We start from the raw sequence: 18,064 nt of genomic DNA on the forward strand, positions 1-18,064 counted from the left end.
ATCGCGAGCAGGCTCGCTCCCACACTGATCTGCACTGAACACAAAACTAAGTGCCCACCGACGATCCCCTGTGGGAGCGAGCCTGCTCGCGATGGCGACCGTAAGATCACTACAAAGGCCCGGAATTACCCCTGCCACTTCCCGCCTTCGACAATCACGCTCTCAGGCTGGGTATCATCGCTCAGCTCTTTACGCACGTACTGGTCGTAAAGCTTGAGCAGGTATTTGTCTTCACCCAGCTTCGCCAGCTCGGCGTTGACCCAGTCACGCAGCTCGATGTTGCCCTTCTTCACCGCAGGCGCAATCGGGGCCTCGGCCCCCAGGGTTTCGGTCAGCACGCGGTAGCCCGGGTTCTGCTTGGCCCAGCTGAACAGCACCAGATTGTCTTGCGCGTATGCATCGCCGCGACCGCTGGCCAGGGCTTGCAGCGACTCGGAGTTTTTCTCGAACTTCAGCAGCTTCCAGTCCGGGTGGTTCCTGGTCAGCCAGATATCGGCAGTGGTGCCGGTGGTGACGATAGTGGTGCGGGTGGCCAGGTCATCAAGGCTTTTGACCGAACTTGCCTGCGGCACCAGCGCCTGCACCGCGACCTTGAGGTTCGGGTTGGTGAATTCCACCGCTTCCTTGCGCTCCGGGGTGACGGTCATGTTGGCGAGGATCAGGTCGACCTTGTCGCTTTGCAGGAACGGAATCCGACTCGCCGGCTCGACCGCGACGAACTCGACCTTGTTCTCGTCGCCCAGCAGGTCCTTGGCAAATTGACGGCCGATGTCGGTGTCAAACCCCACGTAGCGTCCGGCTTCATCGACGAAGCCGAACGGCGGTTTGTCGGTGAATACACCAACGATCAGCTTGTCCCGGGCTTTGATTTTTTCCAGGTAGCTGGCCGCCGGCGCCACGCTGGCAGTAGAGGCCGCAGGTTTGGCAGGCGCTTCGGATTTATTGCACCCGGCCAACAGCGCGAGGCCGAACAATGGGAGTAGCAGCAGTGAAGACTTGGCAGTTTTCATGACAGTTCCAATTCCTTTTCAAGAGTCTTTTTGGGCAGTGCTTCGACGTAGGAGAACTTCTCCAGGAACTGCTGCGCTCGTGCGGTTTGCGGGTTCGTAAAGAAAATCTCGGGAGGGTTTTGTTCGAGGATGCGCCCGGCGTCCATGAACACAATGCGGTCGGCCACCGCACGGGCGAAGGCCATTTCATGAGTCACGATCAACAGCGTCATGCCGTCGCGGGCCAGGCCCTGAATCACTTCCAGCACTTCCTTGACCATCTCCGGGTCAAGGGCCGCGGTGACTTCATCGAACAGCATCACCTGCGGGTTCATGCACAGTGAGCGGATGATGGCGATGCGTTGCTGCTGACCACCGGAAAGCTGGCGCGGGAAAGCCTCGCGCTTGTCCGCCAGGCCGACCCGTTCCAGCAGCGCCAACGCTTGCTCGCGAGCTTCGCGCGGTGGGCGTTTTTGCACCTTGAGCGGGCCGAGCAGGAGATTGTCGAGCACGCTCATGTGCGGAAACAGGTGATAACTCTGGAACACCATGCCGATCTGCTGGCGCACTTCGCGCCAATCGGTGGTCTTGTTCAGTAACTCGCGCCCGGCGAAACGCAACTCGCCGCTGTGGGCGACTTCCAGACCGTTGAGGCAACGCAGCAATGTGCTTTTGCCGCAGCCGCTGGGACCAAGAATGACGATCACCTCGCCGGTTTCGACGCTCAAGTCGATCCCGTTGAGGACCTGATGCTCACCGAAGAACTTGTTGAAACCCTTGAACTCGATCAATGCGCTCATGCTTGCGTCCAGCGCCGTTCCAGCACGCGGGAAGCGGCCGAGAGCGGGTAGCAGATAAAGAAGAAAAACAGGAATAACGCGCCGTAGATCAACACCGACTCGTAGGTACGCTCGATGATCTGCTGGCCAACCTTGATCACGTCGACCACGCCGATCAACACCGCCAGCGAGCTGGTCTTGATGATCCGCGTGTAGACGTTGATGGTCGGTGGCGTCATGCGTTTCAGTGCCTGGGGCAGCAACACGTAACCGAACAGCTGGGGGCCGGACAGCCCGATCGACAGCCCCGCTTCACGCTGGCCACGGGGCAAGGAATGCAGTGCGCCGCGCACCACTTCACCGACTTCACTGGCGCCCCACAACGACAGCACCAGCACCGCGCACCAGAAACTCGGCAAGCTCAGGCCGAAAAAGATCGGCAGACCGAAGAACAGCAAATACAGCCAGACCAGCACCGGGATTGCCCGGAACAGCTCCAGATAGACTCGCAGCAACGCGTTCAACCACTTCGAATTCAGACTGCACAGCACGCCGTAGAGCACTCCGCCCACGGTACTGATCGCGATACTCAAAAACGAAATCGACAAGGTTTGCGCAGCGCCTTTGCCTAACTGCGGCAAAGACACCCAAAGCAACTCAAGACCCGAACTGGCCATGCTGGAGCCTCCTTTCCAGGCGGCTGAGCAGCAGCGACAACGGCAAGAACAGCAACACGCAGGTCAGCGTCAGCACGGCGAGCATTTCGTAGGTTTTGTAGTACAGCGCGATGTAGCTCTTGGTGGTGTAGAGAATCTCCGGCACCGCCACCGCCGAGACCACGGTGGTTTCCTTGAGCAGGAAAATGAAGTTGGCAAACAGCGATGGCAGGCTGAGGATCCCCGCTTGCGGCAGGATCACGTAGCGCAGCAATTGCCAGCGAGACAAGCCGATGGAGCGCCCCGATTCCAGTTGCGCCGCAGGCACCGCTTCAACGCCGGCCCGCAACACTTCGGTGAGGTAGGCTCCGCCAAGAAAGGTCATGGTGATGATCGCCGCGGCAAAGCCGGAAACCTTCACCCCAAGCGCAGGTAACGCAAAGTAGACGAAGAACAGTTGAATCAGCAGCGGCGTGTTGCGCGCCAGCTCCACGTACAACGCCACCAGGCGCTGCAAGTACGGCGTGCGGAACACCAGGAGCGTCGCGTTGATCAGGGCGACCAGCAACGAAGTGCCGATGGCGATCAGACCGACCTGCAGCGTCACGCCTACGGCGCGCAGAAACGCCGGCAGGGTGCTGAGGATGAAAGCGTAATCGAACGTCATTGAAGATCCTGAACGCCGCAGGGTAAGCGACGGTGGCGCAGTCCATTGGGCTGTGGATAACAACCCGGCAGAGATCGACTTTAAAGGTATAAAAAGAAACTTTTAAATACCGATAAAGCATATTGATATCACGCAAAAAACTAATCGATGGATTGGCGGCGGCAGCGGGAGACAGCTATTTTCCTTTTCGCTGTAGGAGGGATCTTTTTTTCCGATTGCCCCTCCAAGGATGAGCAGCGTGCGGCCACACTCCCCCGGCCGAACCATCACAAGGACGATAAAATGGCAGACGTGAAAACACCCCAGCGGCTGGATCCGCAGGACATCGTGAAGTTATTGACGGCGTTACGCCGGGCGTTGAATACGCGGGGCTAGTTAGAGTGAGGGGTGATTTTCAGGCCAGACTCAATTCTTGAAATTGACTCCCTCAATAAAAAACGCCGACGCTATCGAAAGCCGCCGGCGTTGAAACCTCGAAGGGGTTTACCGCTCAATCAGAACGCCGGCAGTACCGCGCCGTTGTACTTCTTGGCGATGAATGCCTTCACTTCAGGGCTGGTCAGGGCCTTGGCCAGCTTCTGCATCGCTACGCTGTCCTTGTTGTCTGGACGCGCGACCAGGAAGTTCACGTAGGGCGAATCCGCACCTTCGATCACCAGTGCGTCTTTAGCCGGGTTCAAACCCGCTTCCAGCGCGTAGTTGGTGTTGATCATGTCCAGGTCGACCTGATCCAGCACACGCGGCAGCATCGCCGATTCCAGTTCCTTGAACTTGAAGTTGTGCGGGTTCTTGGCGATGTCTTTCGGAGTCGCCAGGGCGTTTTTCGGATCTTTCAATTCGATCAGGCCGGCTTTCTGCAACAGGATCAGCGCGCGGCCGCTGTTGCTGCCTTCGTTCGGGATAGCGATGGTTGCGCCGTCTTTCAGCTCAGCCAGGGTTTTGACTTTCTTCGAGTAGCCGCCGAACGGTTCAACATGGACGCCGATCACGGTCACCAGGTGAGTGCCTTTGCCTTCGTTGAAGCTTTTCAGGTACGGCAGGGTCTGGAAGTAGTTGGCGTCCAGACGCTTCTGATCGACCTGCACGTTCGGTTGTACGTAGTCGGTGAAGACCTTGATTTCCAGATCCACGCCTTCTTTGGCGAGGGTCGGTTTGATCAGCTCGAGGATCTCGGCGTGCGGCACCGGCGTTGCGGCAACCACCAGTTTCTCGCCAGCCTGGGCCAGGCCCGCAGTCAGGGCAGCCGCCAATGCGGTGAACAACAGAACCTTTTTCATGCAGTGTCCTTATTTGTCGTTATCGACAACGGCTAAAAAATGAAATGCCAGTGAAGGGCTATCGCTGGTGTGGTGCGGACGATACCGAGATTTTTTATTCCCGAACAATATCTTTTATTCACTTTCATATTCCATTTTTCTCACGTGACAATCACGAGCTCTGTAGCAGCTGGCGTAGCCTGCGCTCGGGCGCGCAGCGGCCGTCATCCAGACACCGCGACTCTTCAGCAAAAATGGTTTCAACCGTTTTACGCCTGCTTCGCAGCCGAACGCAGGCTACGCCAGCTGCTACAGGGTTTGCGTCAAGTTTTCGAGCAAACGTTTAAGCGCTGCGCGCTCGCCGGCAGAACCGGAGGTGATCACCTGCGTTGCCTCTCGCTCGATCAACTCCAATGGCGCAACCACCTGGGGCAAATTCAAATGCTCCGGAAGAATTTCCTCGCCACTGCTCACCAGCAAGGCAAAGTGAATGACGTTCTCCAGTTCACGGGTATTGCCCGGCCAGCTGTGCCGTTCCAGAACCTGCTGGGCCGCGTCGCTGATAAACGGCACCGGCAGGTCGAGGCGCTGGCTGTAGATACCGAGGAAATACTCGGCCAATGACTGAATGTCACCGACTCGCTCACGCAAGGCCGGCAATTCGAGCCGACCTTCGCTGAGGTAGTGGTAGAGCCGCTCATGGAATTTGCCAGCGGCCACGGCTTGCGCCAGATCGATGCTGGTCGCTGCCACCAGGCGCACATCCACCGGGCTCGGTTGCTGTGCACCGACGCGGGTGACTTCGTGATTTTCCAGCGCGGCGAGCAGCTTGATCTGAATCGGCAACGGCAAATCGCCGATTTCATCCAGGTACAACGTGCCGCCATTGGCCGAACCAAACCAGCCGGCGCGACTGCTGGCCGAACCACTGAAACTGCCGCCGGTATAACCGAACAACTCGGCATCGGCGTAGGTTGGACTGATAGCGCCGCAGTTGACCGATACGAACAGACCGCCGCGATCACTGGCTCGGTGAATGTGCCGTGCCAGCAGCTCTTTGCCGCTGCCGGTTTCACCGCGAATCAACACCGAGATCGAGCGCGGCGCCAGTTGCTCCAGCTCCTGGCGCAGCTGTCGCGAGCGCGGGTCGACAAACACCAGTGCCTTGGCGCGAATGCTCAACGGGCTTTTTTCAGCGTCGGGAAAGGTCAGCAAGGGCTGACCGAAAGACTCATGCAAACTCATGGCAGACTCCCGCCCAGAACCGCCGGGAGACGGGGGCGTTTAAATAATAAAGAGGTTCAAGCGCGGCGCAGGGCGTGATGTTCCATGCGGTTTTGCAGGCGATACAGGTAGGCAAAACCCTGCTCCCAACGATGGTGACCGGACTTCACGTTGATGTGCCCGGCACCCGCCAGAATCCCCGCTTCGGCGCCCCAGTTTCGTGCCAATTCAAGCGCCCGTGGAGCGCTGACAGCGGCATCGTTGTCGGAACTCACCACCTGGCTCGGGAACGGCAGCAGGTGCGTCGGAATCGGTGCAAAGTTACGCAACGCAGGCACGCAGGCCGGGCGCTCGACATCGGCAGGCGCCACCAGCAAGGCCCCGCGAACCTGACGCAACGCCTGCAACGGCGCAGTAGCCGCCCAATGGGCCACGGTGATGCAACCCAGGCTGTGGGCAATCAGGATCACCGGCGTGCTGTCGGCATCGATCGCTTCGGCCAGCGCCGCGACCCAATCCTCGCGACGCGGCGTCAGCCAGTCGGCCTGCTCCACCCGCGCGCTGTTCGGCAGGCTGTTCTGCCAATGGCTTTGCCAATGATCCTCTGGCGATCCTTGCCAGCCCGGCACAATCAGGTAGCGAATTGACTCGTTGCGCATGGGGAGCTCTCCTGTGCGTGTCTGTTCCTGGTCGAGTATAGGGAGGGGATTTATATTCGTTAAGGAATAAGAAGCTATTTATTAAGATCTATATCGAATATAAAACTGATATTCCTGTGGGAGCGAGCCTGCTCGCGATGGGGCCGTGCCAGTCAACATTGATGCCCGCTGACACTCCGCTATCGCGAGCAGGCTCGCTCCCACAGGGATTGTGTTTTGCTTTCAGAAAAAAAAGGGGCCGCACCCTGCCAAGGAGACGGCCCCGGAAATCGAAAATCTGTTAACCCGCGGTAATCGCCGACAGCTCGGCACTCTCAAATGTTTAACACGGACAGGTTGCGGTTCAATGAATCGATCTGCCTGCGCCTGCCCCCCCCACGACAGCTTCGATGGATGAATCATTGCTTCAATGGCTTATTTCCGAAAGTGATATTTTATGCTTTGCATAGATCAATACAGACTAACAAAGTCTGTATCTCCTACTAACCCTGGAATCAAAGGGCTACAGAGCAATACAGTGAATGCCACGCTTTTGCAGGCACTGAAACTACTCGGAGAACGCATGATTTTTCGAGAGAGAACAGGAGCGTTGCGACTATCCAAGCGGCAGGATCAAACATAAAAGCCAGGAAACCACGCCGACTAAAACAGCCAAAACCTATAAACGTCGACTGATTAAAAATCAAAAAACACAAACAAGCCGCCCGCACTTTTTACAGGCGGGCAGCCGGGAAGCATTGATCGTGAAGTTTATTGTTTGACGAACTCGCCAGCCAAGCCTACTACATCACCGTCGAAGTTATTGCGAGAACCAAAAGCCTTGAGTTTTGAGTAATTATGATCGGGCGAGAAGAGTGTCCACGCCTGATAACCAGTGCCATCGTTAAGGGCTGCGATCGTGATGATGGTTGGCTGGCCTGTGCTGTTCTGGAAGTGGTAGTGCCCAAAACTGATATCATAATTCACACCGTTCTGGCTCAATTTACCACTGAAGGATCCATTCGAATCATTGCCATCAGTAATAACCAGTTTGGCGCCAGCGTTGGCATTTACATAAGTTCCGTTAATACTCGACATGATAGATTTCCTTTGCCGTGAAATAAGCTTCATCCAATGAGTGCAAGTTCTCTCCTGAAAACTCACGAAAAAGAGCATGGCCGGATATTCATTTATTGTCCACGCGAAATCAGCCCGTGTTAGAACGAAAACGCTATAGTCACTGCACAAACTATTCATAACTTATTCTTCGAACACGTCCGCTTATTGCCGTTCGCGCTAAGCAATTAAACTTTAAAACGTCCATTAAACGTCATAACGACCAATCTACGCTTGGGCTTCCCGCACCGTCTCGGTTGACTGCTGCTCCTTGTGCACAAACCGGTTCGCCCGTCCAAACGTGCCGAAATCATTGAAGCGCACACCCATCTCACGCATCACCTTATGCGCCACCGGCACGGTCAGTTGGCGGATATAAAATGGCTCTTTGACCACAAAGTGATGGATGCCGTGGCTGCTGCCGAAGTTGAAGCAGAACGCCTGCAACGGCCACATCCACCAGGGATTCAGCACCTGGGTCTGCTGGATCACGTTACCCGGCTCGATGTCGYCGTAGTAGTGCATGTTCGAGCTGACGAAGTGCAGGCAAAAGGTGCGCAGCACGTTCGGGCCGATGATCACCACGGCGGCGATATCGATCACCTGCATCACCGACAGCGTGGTCGCCGACCACTCCACCGAGGAGCCCAGCAAAGACGCAATGCCGTTGGCCGCGTGGAAACCGAGAAACAGGTACCACGCGCTCCAGTGCACCAGCGCCAGTGGCGCGTAAACTTTCAAAGAGCGTTTGATGATGCTGAATTTATGCGCCCAGGTCTTGGCCCGCAGCATGCGGATAAACGCCGACATTACGTTGTCGCCGACCATCAGCAAACGCGCGATACCCCACGGCTCGCCATTGGTGATCGCACGCTCTTCCATGTCGGCTTCGCTGCCGGACACCTTGTGGTGGTTGAGGTGCAGATGACGGCGGATCCACGGGTTGATGGTGCTTGGCCGCGCCAGCCAGACCAGGCCCATCATCAGGTTGTGCGGCAGGCGTTGCTTGCGGAAATACATGCTGTGGATCAGGTCGTGTTCCAGCTCATGGGTCAGCGAGGCAAAAAACGCGTTCAGCAGCAAACACGCCCACCAGGCCATGTGTCCGGTCATGTAGAGCGCCGCCGAGCCGATCATCCCGGCCAGGGCGAAGGCCAGAATGCCCACGCCCAAGGCGTCCTGATGATCGAGAATCGGATAGCGCTTGCGCAGTTCGACACCGCGGGCGAGCACCACTTCACGAATGTGTGCAGATCGTTGTTGTGCATTCAGGCGTTGAGGACTTGCAGAAGTACCGTACATGCTTCCATCCTTTAGTTATTGATGTTCACATCCTGCCCTGTGCGATTGCTTCGGGCGTTAGCTGTGAACGCCAACCTGTTGACCGGAAGCGCCAATCATCATGATTGAACCCACCTCCCTCGCCAGCTGGACCCGCGCTTTGCGCAAGCAACTCGACGCCCTCGGCCTCGACAGCAACGCGCTGTGCCTGCAAGCCGGGCTCGACCCGCAGCTGATGGACGACCCGAACGCCCGCTATCCGTTATCGGCCACGACCCGACTGTGGGAACTGGCGGTCGAAGTCAGCGGCGACCCGGCGATTGGTTTGCGGGTGTCGCGATTCGTCAGTCCGACCACCTTCCACGCGCTGGGTTATGCGTTGGTGGCCAGCGGCAGTCTGCGTGAGGTGTTCGAGCGCATCGTGCGGTATCACCAGGTGATCAGCGACGCCTTGGACCTCGAACTGACCCGTGGTGAAGATCGTTATTGCTTCACCCTCAAGGTGCCCGAAGGCAGCCCGGCGCCAGCACGGGAAGCGATCGACGCCTTCGCCGCGATCTACGTGCGCACCTGTCGCAACCGTCTGGGTCGGGACTACGCGCCGCTGGCGGTGTACCTGCGTCGCCCGGAACCGGCCGACCCGAAACAATGGCACGCGGTGTTCCGCGCGCCGATCTTCTTTGCGGCTGATGAAGACCGGCTGGAGTTTTCCATCGAAGACTTCGAAAGCCATCTGGATGACGCCAACCCGGAACTCGCCGAACACAACGAAACCGTACTCAAGCGCGCACTGACGCAACTGCGCCTGCTGACCTGGGAGCGCAAGGTGCTCGATGCCATCGAAGCACAGCTGCCGGAAGGCGAACCCAGCGCCGAACGTATCGCCGAGACCTTGCACTTGAGTTTGCGCAGCTTGCAACGGCACCTGGCGGACGAAGGCTGCCGGTTCGATACGTTGCTCAATGAGTGTCGTGAAAATCTGGCGCTGCTGCACTTGCGAGACCCGCAATGTTCGCTGAGCGAAATCAGCTACCTGCTCGGATTCGCCGATACCAGCAGCTTCAGCCGCGCCTTCAAACGCTGGACCGGAATGACGCCGGGGCAGTTTCGCGATGGGCTGCGGTAAAGCGTCGGGACTTGCGCCGCTTTTGCCGGCCTCATCGCGAGCAGGCTCGCTCCCACAGGAATAGCGTCAACTTTGTGGGAGCGAGCCTGCTCGCGATAGCAATTGAACAGGCACTAGAAAACCATCGCTCTCTCAGCGCCCCCGATCACGACGCAGCAACTTGCGCACCCGCGCCACCAACTCACGCACGGCGAACGGTTTGAGCAGGTAGTCATCCTCATGCAGCTCCAACCCGCGCAGCCGGTCTTCAATGCCATCCGTGGTGGTCAGGAACAGCACCGGCGTTGCACCGAGCTGGCGGATCTGTTGCAACAGCTGCCAGCCGTTGAGGCCGGGCAACATCACATCAAGAATGATCAGATCGTACTCACCCGCTTCGATGAAGCGTCGCCCGGCCATGCCGTTGTCCGCCACATCCACCGCATAACCGGCTTCGCTCAGGCCCCGGGCCAGAAGCTTCGCGGTCTCGGGTTCGTCTTCCACTAACAGCAAACGCATGGCACACCTCGAATAATCATCACCACAGGCTAGGCGCCTTGGTGCACAAAGCCCATCACTAACGGTTATTTCGGATGAGACGGCCGACTCAGACGCTCGCCATCGCCCGCAACCGCCCTGCATCGAGGATCTCGATTTCGCCATAACTCAGGCTGAGAATGCCCTGGCCCTCCAGGTCCTTGAGGATCTGGTTGGTGGTCTGACGCGACAGCGAAAGCAACAACGCCAACTGCTCCTGCGGCAGCTGCAAGGTACGCCGTGCCGGTTCGATTTCACCGTAGCCGTCGGCGATCATCAGCAAGCGGTGCGCCACGCGGGCCGGGGCCGGCAGCAAGGTAAGCTGTTCGAGATTGATGAACGTCAGGCGCAATTTATGGCTCATCAGCAAGGCCAGCTGTCGCCAATAGTGTGGCTGTTCTTCGAGCATACCGAGCAGCGCTGCCTGCGGTATGTGCAACAGAATGCAGTGGCCCACGCCATAGGCGTCGTGGGTGCGTGGCTGGCCATCGAACAGACTGATTTCACCGAACCAGTGCGGCGGCTCGATCAGGCTCAACAACGCTTCCTTGCCCTGCTCGCTCACGGCGCCCACGCGCATCGCACCTTCGAGCACCGCGTACAGACCACACGGCGGATCGCCGCGCTTGAACAGCCGTTGCCCCGGCGACAACCGCCGCACGCGGGCCAGGGACAGCAGACTATCCTGTAACAAGGGCGGCAAATGGCTGAACCATTGCCCCTTCATCAGGCGTGACCGCCAGGCCTGCATATCCATGAAAACTCCAAGATGATTGTCGTCTGGCTGACAGAGCAACGACGGACCGCAGGGCATGATCGAGATCCCTACAGGAGGAATAACAATGAAAAGCCTCGTTGACCACCTCAGTCAATACGCCGCGTACCACCGTGACCCGCGCAACATCGCCAGCCACTTCATTGGCATTCCGCTGATCGTGGTCGCCGTCGCGGTGTTGCTGTCACGGCCAGGATGGCCGGTGGCCGGGCTCTGGCTGTCTCCTGCGGTGCTATTGGCGCTGGCGTCGGCGTGGTTCTATTTGCGCCTTGAAGTACGCCTTGGCGTGGTGATGACGGTGCTGCTGGGCCTGTCCGTTTGGCTAGGCCAGATTCTCGCGGCGCACAGCACCTTGCTCTGGTTGAGCAGTGGCATCGCGATGTTTGTGGTCGGCTGGGCGATCCAGTTTGTCGGCCATCACTACGAAGGACGCAAGCCGGCGTTTGTCGATGATGTGACGGGATTGATCGTCGGGCCGTTGTTTGTGGTGGCGGAATTGGCGTTTTTGCTGGGGTTGCGGCGTGAGCTGAAAGAGCAGATCGAGGCGCGGGCTGGTGGAGTGCGGATCAATCGGAAACGTGCTGCGGCGTAGGACGCCATCACGAGCAGGCTCGCTCCCACAGGGTTTTCGGTTGACCACAGGATTTGTGGTCAGCACCGGTCCATTGTGGGAGCGAGCCTGCTCCGGGCGGCGTTCCGACGATGCTTTTAGAGGTTGGCGACTTTCTGCCAGACCTTGGGCTTGAAGAACAGCGTCTCGCCCTTGGCCAGCCCGGTCAGGCTGTCGTGATCCTTCACCACTTCCGCTTCGATCAGTTCGCTCTGACCTTCGACCTTCAAGGTGATGCGGGTGGTCGCACCCAGCGGGCGGATATCACGTACTTGCGCCGCGTGGTGATCCGCAAGCTCGGTGCGCGACAGCGACACTTCATGAGGGCGGAACAGCACGTGATTGTCGTCGCCCAGGTGCAGACGGTTCGAATCACCGAGGAAGTGGTAGACGAAATCGCTGGCCGGGTTTTCGTAGACGTCGCCCGGTGAACCGATCTGCTCGATCACCCCCTTGTTCATCACCACGATGCGGTCGGCCACTTCCATCGCCTCTTCCTGGTCGTGGGTCACGAACACCGAGGTCAGGTTGATGTCTTCGTGCAACCGCGCCAGCCAGCGTCGCAGTTCTTTACGGACCTTGGCATCCAGCGCGCCAAAGGGTTCGTCGAGCAGCAAGACTTTCGGCTCGACCGCCAAGGCACGGGCCAAGGCGATGCGCTGACGCTGACCACCAGAGAGTTGTTCCGGGTAGCGATCCGACAGCCAATCCAGTTGCACCATGTTCAGCAGCTCATGGACTTTGACCGCGATCTGGCTTTCGCTCGGACGCTGGTTTTTCGGTTTCATGCGCAGGCCGAACGCAACGTTGTCGAACACCGTCATGTGGCGAAACAAGGCGTAGTGTTGAAACACGAAACCGACGTTGCGATCACGCACGTCGTGGCCGGAGACGTCTTCGCCATGGAACACGATGCTACCGGCGTCCGGGGTTTCCAGGCCGGCGATGATCCGCAGCAAAGTGGTTTTGCCGCAGCCGGACGGGCCGAGCAAGGCCACCAGCTCGCCGCTCTGGATGTCCAGGTTGATACTGTTCAGCGCCTTGAACGCGTTGAAGTTCTTGCTGACGTTACGGACTTCGATCGACATGAGTTATTCCTCCGCGGCGCTGGCGCGCAGGCGGTTAATACGGTTTTCGCTCCACTGCTTGAGCAGCAGGATGAAGAGCGCCAGGATCAGCAACAGGCTCGCAACGGCAAACGCGGCGACATGGTTGTATTCGTTGTAGAGGATCTCGACGTGCAGCGGCAGGGTGTTGGTCACCCCGCGAATGTGCCCGGATACCACTGACACCGCACCAAATTCACCCATCGCCCGCGCGGTACACAGCACCACGCCATAGATCAGGCCCCACTTGATGTTCGGCACCGTCACGTGCCAGAACATCTGCCAACCGTTGGCACCCAGCAGCCGCGCGGCTTCCTCTTCTTGCGTGCCCTGCTCCTGCATCAGCGGGATCAGCTCACGCGCAACAAACGGCACGGTGACGAAAATCGTCGCCAGCACGATGCCCGGCAGGGCGAAGACGATCTGGATATCGTGGTCCTGCAGCCATGGGCCAAAAATCCCTTGGGCACCGAACATCAGCACGTAAACCAGACCGGCGATCACCGGCGACACCGAGAACGGCAAGTCGATCAGGGTCACCAGCATGCTCTTGCCACGGAACGAGTATTTGCTCACGCACCAGGCCGCGCTGACGCCGAACACCAGGTTCAACGGCACCGAAATCAACACCGCAATGACGGTCAGTTTCAGGGCCGACAGAGCATCCGGTTCAAAGATCGCGGTGAAGAACGCACCAAGACCAAGCTTCAGGCCCTGGGACACCACGATGAACAGCGGCAGCAACAGGAACAGCACAAAAATCAGCCAGCCGAGACCGATCAGAATCCGCCGAGAAACGGCGCTGCCACGACGGGCTGCGTTGGCCGAAGACGCGGCGGCAATAGACGATTGGGACATTTTTCGCGCCTCCTTATGGGGTTTCGATGCGCCGCTGCAACAAGTTGATCAGCAGCAACAGGACGAAGGAAACCACCAGCATCAGCACGCCAATGGAGGTAGCGCCGGTGTAATCGTATTGGTCGAGCTTGACCATGATCAGCAGCGGCAGGATTTCGGTTTTCATCGGCATGTTGCCGGCGATGAAAATCACCGAACCGTACTCACCGACGCCACGGGCAAACGCCAGGGCAAAACCGGTCAGCCAGGCAGGCAGCAACGCCGGCACCAGAATGTAGCGAAACACCTGCAATGGCTTGGCGCCCAGGCACGCGGCGGCCTCCTCGATTTCTCGCGGGATGTCGGCCAGTACCGGCTGCACCGTACGCACCACGAACGGCAGCGTGACGAAGGTCAGCGCCAGCGTGATGCCGAGCGGTGTGTAGGCGATCTTGAACCCCAGGTCCGCCGCGAACTGCCCGACCAGACCGGTCGGCGTGTACAGCGCGGTCAGTGCAATACCGGCCACGGCCGTCGGCAATGCAAACGGCAGATCGATCATCGCGTCGATGATCTTGCGTCCCGGGAAGGTGTAACGCACCAGCACCCAGGCCAGCAACGTGCCGATGATGCCATTGATGATCGCGGCATACAGCGCGGTGCCGAAACTGAGCTTCAATGCCGCCAGCACCCGTGGCGCCGAGATGATTGCCCAGAACTGATCCCAGGTGAGTTGAGCGGCATGCACGAACATCGCCGCCAAAGGTATGAGCACAATCAGACTGAGGTACACCAAGGTGTAGCCCAGCGTCAGCCCGAAGCCGGGTATGACGGGGGAGATACGACGCGACATAAAAGTCCCTGGTTGAGAACGCATCAATGTGGGAGCGAGCCTGCTCGCGAAAGCGGAGTATCAGACGACATGAATGTTGACTGATATCCCCCTCTTCGCGAGCAGGCTCGCTCCCACAGATATGTGCCTGAGCATCAGGCTAGTGGTGAGTCAGGTTACTGCGCCTGATAGATCTGGTCGAACACGCCACCGTCATTGAAGAATTTCGGTTGGGCGGATTTCCAGCCACCGAAATCCTTGTCGATGGTCACCAGCTCCAGGGTCGGGAACTGTTTGGCGTACTTGGCAGCCACGTCCTTGTCACGCGGGCGGTAGAAGTTTTTCGCAGCAATTTCCTGACCCGCCGGGCTGTACAAGTGCTTGAGGTAGGCTTCGGCGATTTGCTCGTTGCCCTTCTTCTCGGCGTTCTTGTCGACGACTGCGACCGGCGGTTCGGCGAGGATCGACAGCGAAGGCACGACGATGTCGAACTTGTCAGCGCCGCCCTGTTCTTTCAGCGCCAGGAAGGCTTCGTTTTCCCAGGCCAGCAACACATCACCCTGGCCGTTGTTGACGAAGGTAATGGTCGAACCGCGAGCACCAGTGTCGAGTACCGGGACGTGCTTGAACAGGGTCTGCACGTACTCTTTGGCCTTGGTTTCGTTACCGCCGTTGGCTTTCAGGCCATAGGCCCAGGCGGCGAGGAAATTCCAGCGCGCACCGCCGGAAGTTTTCGGGTTCGGGGTGATGACTTCAACACCGTTTTTTGTCAGGTCGCCCCAGTCCTTGATGCCTTTGGGATTGCCCTTGCGCACCAGGAACACGATGGTCGAGGTATACGGCGTGCTGGCGTCCGGCAGGCGTTTTTGCCAGTCGGCCGGCAGGGTCTTGCCGAGTTTGGCAATTTCGTCGATGTCACCGGCCAGGGCCAGGGTCACCACATCGGCCCGCAGACCATCAATCACCGCCCGGCCCTGTTTGCCCGAACCACCGTGAGATTGCTGGATCTTCACGTTGTCGCCAGCGTGGTCTTTCTTCCAGAAGTTGATGAACTCGGCGTTGTAGTCCTGATACAGCTCACGGGTCGGGTCGTACGACACGTTGAGCAGTTCATAATCCTTGGCAACCGCGGAACCGGCAAAAATGGCGCTGGCCAGAGCGGCCAAAGCGTAACGGCGAATCGACGACATGGTGCAGCTCCTGAATTCTTTTGTGTTGGCTGTTCTTATGGTTTTCCGGAATCGGGTTGCCGGTTCAAAGATCGCAGCCTTCGCCAGCGCCTACACCAATCCCCCCGTAGGAGCTGGCGGAGCCTGCGATCTTTTGATCTGTGCTTTAGCTCGGCTTGTTGCCCGGATTCTGCAAACGGAATTTCTCTTTGCGTTCGATCTGAACCACCTGCGCGTTGTGCACGGTGATCTCCACTGCCCCAAAGCGCAGATCGCGCAATGCGCTCTGGATCTCGCGCAAAATGGTGGCTTCGTCCTGGCCGTCAACGCTACGTAGAGATGCGCTCATGGTGCTGCTCCTTCAATGAGATGTGCCTGGCAGTGGCGGCACTGCTTACGGCGTGAGGGCAATAGTAGATAGGCGCAGATATTCTTAAAAATACTATTTAAGAATGTTTATATAACCTAAAGACATTATTTGACGTAGCAAGGGGTTGCGCGGAGGTTGAGCGCCGAAGATCAAAAGATCGCAGCCTGCGATCTTTTGATGTTTAACGAATGACGGGCGCCCGTGCCCAGTCCAGTTCGTGCGCCGGCATCGGTCGGCCAAACCAGTAACCCTGGCCCAGATCACAACCCTGCTCGAGCAAAAACGCCGCCTGCTCGACCTGCTCGATGCCTTCGGCGTGCACCTGCATGCCCATGCTTTGTGCAAGGGCGATGATCACTCGAGCAATCGCCGCATCGTCCTCATCTAACGGCAAGCCGGCGACAAATCCCTGGTCGATCTTGAGTTTCTGCACTGGCAGACGCTTGAGTCGCAGCAGCGACGAATAACCGGTACCAAAGTCATCAATGGCCAGCCGCACGCCCAGTTCACGCAGACGATGCATTTGTTCCAGCGCGACTTCCGGATCCTCCATCACCGCGCTTTCGGTCACTTCCAGTTCCAGGCACGCCGGGTCCAGTCCCGTGTCGTGCAGCACCTGGGCAACCCGCTCAAACAGTTCACGCCGGGCAAACAGGCGGGTAGAAACGTTCACCGCAATAAATGACAACACCACCCCGGCGTTCTGCCAGGCACACATCTGCTGACAGGCTTCTTGCATCACCCAGGCGTCAATCTCGGCGATCAACCCGGTGCGTTCGGCAATCGGAATGAACTCACCCGGCGGCACCAACCCGCGCTGCGGATGTTGCCAGCGAACCAGCGCTTCAACACCGATCAACTGGCTGGTTTTGAGGTCGTGCACCGGCTGGTAGTACACCCGCAATTCCTGCTGCTCCAGCGCGCGACGCAATTCGAAGGCCATCTCGACCCGGTGCTGGGCGTGGGCGGTCAACTCCTCGGTGTACAAGGCATAACCGTCGCGACCCGAGTTCTTGGCCTTGAACAACGCCGAATCGGCATTGCGCAGCAATTGTTCGGCGCTCAGCGCGTCGCTGGGGAACAGGCTGATACCGACACTGGCGTTGATGAACAACGGGTGAGCAGCGATGACAAACGGCTCTTTCAGACCCTCAATGATCCGCTGTGCCAACGCGGCCGCCTGCACCACTTGCGGACAGTGCTCGGCCAGCACGGCAAACTCGTCGCCGCCCAAACGCGCCAGCGTAAAACCGGGGCCAAACAGGCCTTGCAGGCGCACCGCCACCGCTTTGAGCAATTGATCGCCAACGTTATGCCCGAGGCTGTCGTTGATCATCTTGAAATGGTCCAGATCGATCATCAGCAACGCACACCCACGCTTGTGGATCTGTGCCGACGCCAGCGCCTGCTCGACGCGGTCGCTGAACAGCAGGCGATTGGGCAGGTCGGTCAGCGGGTCGTGGTGCGCCAGATGCGCGAGTTCGTGCTCGGAATTCTTGATCGCGCTGATATCGGAAAACACCGCCACATAGTGGCTGGGCTGACCGTGGTCATCGTGAATGACCCGGATGGTCTGCCATTGCGGATAAATTTCACCGCTTTTGCGCCGGTTCCAGATCTCGCCGCTCCATTCACGGGTGCGTTTCAGACTCTCGAACATTGCTTGATAGAAATCCGGCGGATGATGGCCGGACTTGAACAGGCTGGGACTCTGGCCCAACACCTCTTCGGCCTGATAACCGGTGATGTCCATAAAGGCCCGATTGACATGGACGATCACCCTCTGGCGATCAGTGACCAACACCCCTTCACGGGTGCAATCGAACACCGCCTGCGCCTGGCGCAATCGAGTGCGATCTTCGTGACGGTGGCGCAATTTGGCGCCGATCCCGAGAAAACACAGCAAATGCGCTCGGGCAATGAAGACAAATCCCGCGCTAAGCACCACCCAGACATAACCGTTGATCAGTTGCCATCGCTGAAGATCAGCAGATTCATCGAATAAATTGGTTAATAAATAACCAGTGAATTTCAGCCAAACGACAGAAAACACCAGGTAGAGCAGCGCTGCACGCAAGGCATCGCGATAAGAAGCAGACATTCGGTCGTCCATGGCC

At 58.4% G+C, this 18,064-nt stretch carries 19 protein-coding genes; 2 read left to right on the plus strand and 17 right to left on the minus strand.

What is annotated here, in order from left to right; genetic code table 11:
• Positions 1 to 125: 125 nt before the first annotated feature.
• The 9 genes from AC1DHT_RS14775 to AC1DHT_RS14815 all read right to left on the minus strand — a co-directional run bounded on the left by AC1DHT_RS14775 (position 126) and on the right by AC1DHT_RS14815 (position 8,627).
• Complete coding sequence (locus AC1DHT_RS14775) at positions 126 to 1,010, minus strand: transporter substrate-binding domain-containing protein (protein ID WP_427543432.1); 885 nt, start codon at positions 1,008 to 1,010, stop codon at positions 126 to 128.
• Positions 1,007 to 1,789 (minus strand): amino acid ABC transporter ATP-binding protein, encoded by a 783-nt coding sequence (locus AC1DHT_RS14780; protein WP_427543435.1) that lies wholly within the window; start codon positions 1,787 to 1,789, stop codon positions 1,007 to 1,009. The genes AC1DHT_RS14775 and AC1DHT_RS14780 overlap by 4 nt, the downstream gene beginning before the upstream one ends.
• Positions 1,786 to 2,445 (minus strand): amino acid ABC transporter permease, encoded by a 660-nt coding sequence (locus tag AC1DHT_RS14785; protein ID WP_054595069.1) that lies wholly within the window; start codon positions 2,443 to 2,445, stop codon positions 1,786 to 1,788. Before AC1DHT_RS14785 ends, AC1DHT_RS14780 begins: the two co-directional genes overlap by 4 nt.
• Positions 2,426 to 3,091, minus strand: coding sequence for an amino acid ABC transporter permease (locus AC1DHT_RS14790; RefSeq protein WP_427543438.1), 666 nt, complete (start codon positions 3,089 to 3,091; stop codon positions 2,426 to 2,428). The genes AC1DHT_RS14785 and AC1DHT_RS14790 overlap by 20 nt, the downstream gene beginning before the upstream one ends.
• A 494-nt stretch (positions 3,092 to 3,585) precedes the next feature.
• Positions 3,586 to 4,368 (minus strand): MetQ/NlpA family ABC transporter substrate-binding protein, encoded by a 783-nt coding sequence (locus tag AC1DHT_RS14795; protein WP_427543441.1) that lies wholly within the window; start codon positions 4,366 to 4,368, stop codon positions 3,586 to 3,588.
• A gap of 288 nt (positions 4,369 to 4,656) precedes the next feature.
• Entirely contained in the window at positions 4,657 to 5,592 is a 936-nt protein-coding gene (locus AC1DHT_RS14800; RefSeq protein ID WP_427543444.1) for a sigma 54-interacting transcriptional regulator, read from the minus strand.
• Between the two features lie 56 nt (positions 5,593 to 5,648).
• Positions 5,649 to 6,230: an alpha/beta hydrolase gene (locus AC1DHT_RS14805; RefSeq protein ID WP_103320512.1), complete on the minus strand. Its 582-nt coding sequence runs from the start codon at positions 6,228 to 6,230 to the stop codon at positions 5,649 to 5,651.
• Between the two features lie 750 nt (positions 6,231 to 6,980).
• Positions 6,981 to 7,307 (minus strand): hypothetical protein, encoded by a 327-nt coding sequence (locus tag AC1DHT_RS14810; RefSeq protein WP_427543447.1) that lies wholly within the window; start codon positions 7,305 to 7,307, stop codon positions 6,981 to 6,983.
• A gap of 246 nt (positions 7,308 to 7,553) precedes the next feature.
• Positions 7,554 to 8,627 (minus strand): fatty acid desaturase, encoded by a 1,074-nt coding sequence (locus AC1DHT_RS14815; RefSeq protein ID WP_477761383.1) that lies wholly within the window; start codon positions 8,625 to 8,627, stop codon positions 7,554 to 7,556.
• Positions 8,628 to 8,727: 100 nt separating this feature from the next.
• Here AC1DHT_RS14815 and AC1DHT_RS14820 point away from each other — a divergent pair, with 100 nt between their 5' ends.
• Positions 8,728 to 9,732 carry an AraC family transcriptional regulator gene (locus AC1DHT_RS14820; protein WP_103319437.1) on the plus strand — a complete coding sequence of 335 codons (1,005 nt, stop codon included), beginning with the start codon at positions 8,728 to 8,730 and terminating at the stop codon, positions 9,730 to 9,732.
• Positions 9,733 to 9,864: 132 nt separating this feature from the next.
• Here AC1DHT_RS14820 and AC1DHT_RS14825 read toward each other — a convergent pair whose 3' ends face one another.
• A complete protein-coding gene (locus tag AC1DHT_RS14825) occupies positions 9,865 to 10,230 on the minus strand; it encodes a response regulator (RefSeq protein ID WP_427543453.1) in 366 nt (121 codons plus the stop codon).
• A gap of 88 nt (positions 10,231 to 10,318) precedes the next feature.
• Complete coding sequence (locus tag AC1DHT_RS14830) at positions 10,319 to 11,005, minus strand: Crp/Fnr family transcriptional regulator (RefSeq protein WP_427543456.1); 687 nt, start codon at positions 11,003 to 11,005, stop codon at positions 10,319 to 10,321.
• 85 nt (positions 11,006 to 11,090) lie between these two features.
• Between AC1DHT_RS14830 and AC1DHT_RS14835 the strand changes: the two genes are divergently transcribed.
• A complete protein-coding gene (locus tag AC1DHT_RS14835) occupies positions 11,091 to 11,615 on the plus strand; it encodes an Mpo1 family 2-hydroxy fatty acid dioxygenase (RefSeq protein ID WP_427543459.1) in 525 nt (174 codons plus the stop codon).
• Between the two features lie 116 nt (positions 11,616 to 11,731).
• Here AC1DHT_RS14835 and AC1DHT_RS14840 read toward each other — a convergent pair whose 3' ends face one another.
• From AC1DHT_RS14840 to dibA, 6 genes are all read right to left on the minus strand, one after another.
• Positions 11,732 to 12,721, minus strand: a complete 990-nt coding sequence (locus tag AC1DHT_RS14840; protein ID WP_054595059.1) for a sulfate/molybdate ABC transporter ATP-binding protein — start codon at positions 12,719 to 12,721, stop codon at positions 11,732 to 11,734.
• 3 nt (positions 12,722 to 12,724) lie between these two features.
• The gene (cysW, locus tag AC1DHT_RS14845; RefSeq protein WP_427543463.1) at positions 12,725 to 13,597 is read right to left on the minus strand and encodes a sulfate ABC transporter permease subunit CysW; all 873 of its coding nucleotides are present in this window, start codon (positions 13,595 to 13,597) and stop codon (positions 12,725 to 12,727) included.
• Positions 13,598 to 13,610: 13 nt separating this feature from the next.
• Positions 13,611 to 14,429: a sulfate ABC transporter permease subunit CysT gene (cysT, locus tag AC1DHT_RS14850; protein ID WP_019691172.1), complete on the minus strand. Its 819-nt coding sequence runs from the start codon at positions 14,427 to 14,429 to the stop codon at positions 13,611 to 13,613.
• 155 nt (positions 14,430 to 14,584) lie between these two features.
• On the minus strand, positions 14,585 to 15,598 hold the full coding sequence (locus AC1DHT_RS14855) for a sulfate ABC transporter substrate-binding protein (RefSeq protein ID WP_427543466.1): 1,014 nt from the start codon (positions 15,596 to 15,598) through the stop codon (positions 14,585 to 14,587).
• Positions 15,599 to 15,743: 145 nt separating this feature from the next.
• Positions 15,744 to 15,926 carry a sulfur starvation response protein OscA gene (gene oscA / locus AC1DHT_RS14860; protein WP_007941032.1) on the minus strand — a complete coding sequence of 61 codons (183 nt, stop codon included), beginning with the start codon at positions 15,924 to 15,926 and terminating at the stop codon, positions 15,744 to 15,746.
• A gap of 202 nt (positions 15,927 to 16,128) precedes the next feature.
• Entirely contained in the window at positions 16,129 to 18,048 is a 1,920-nt protein-coding gene (dibA, locus tag AC1DHT_RS14865; RefSeq protein WP_427543469.1) for a phosphodiesterase DibA, read from the minus strand.
• Positions 18,049 to 18,064: the final 16 nt, after the last annotated feature.

The sequence above is a fragment of the Pseudomonas sp. 05N432 genome (assembly GCF_056396945.1).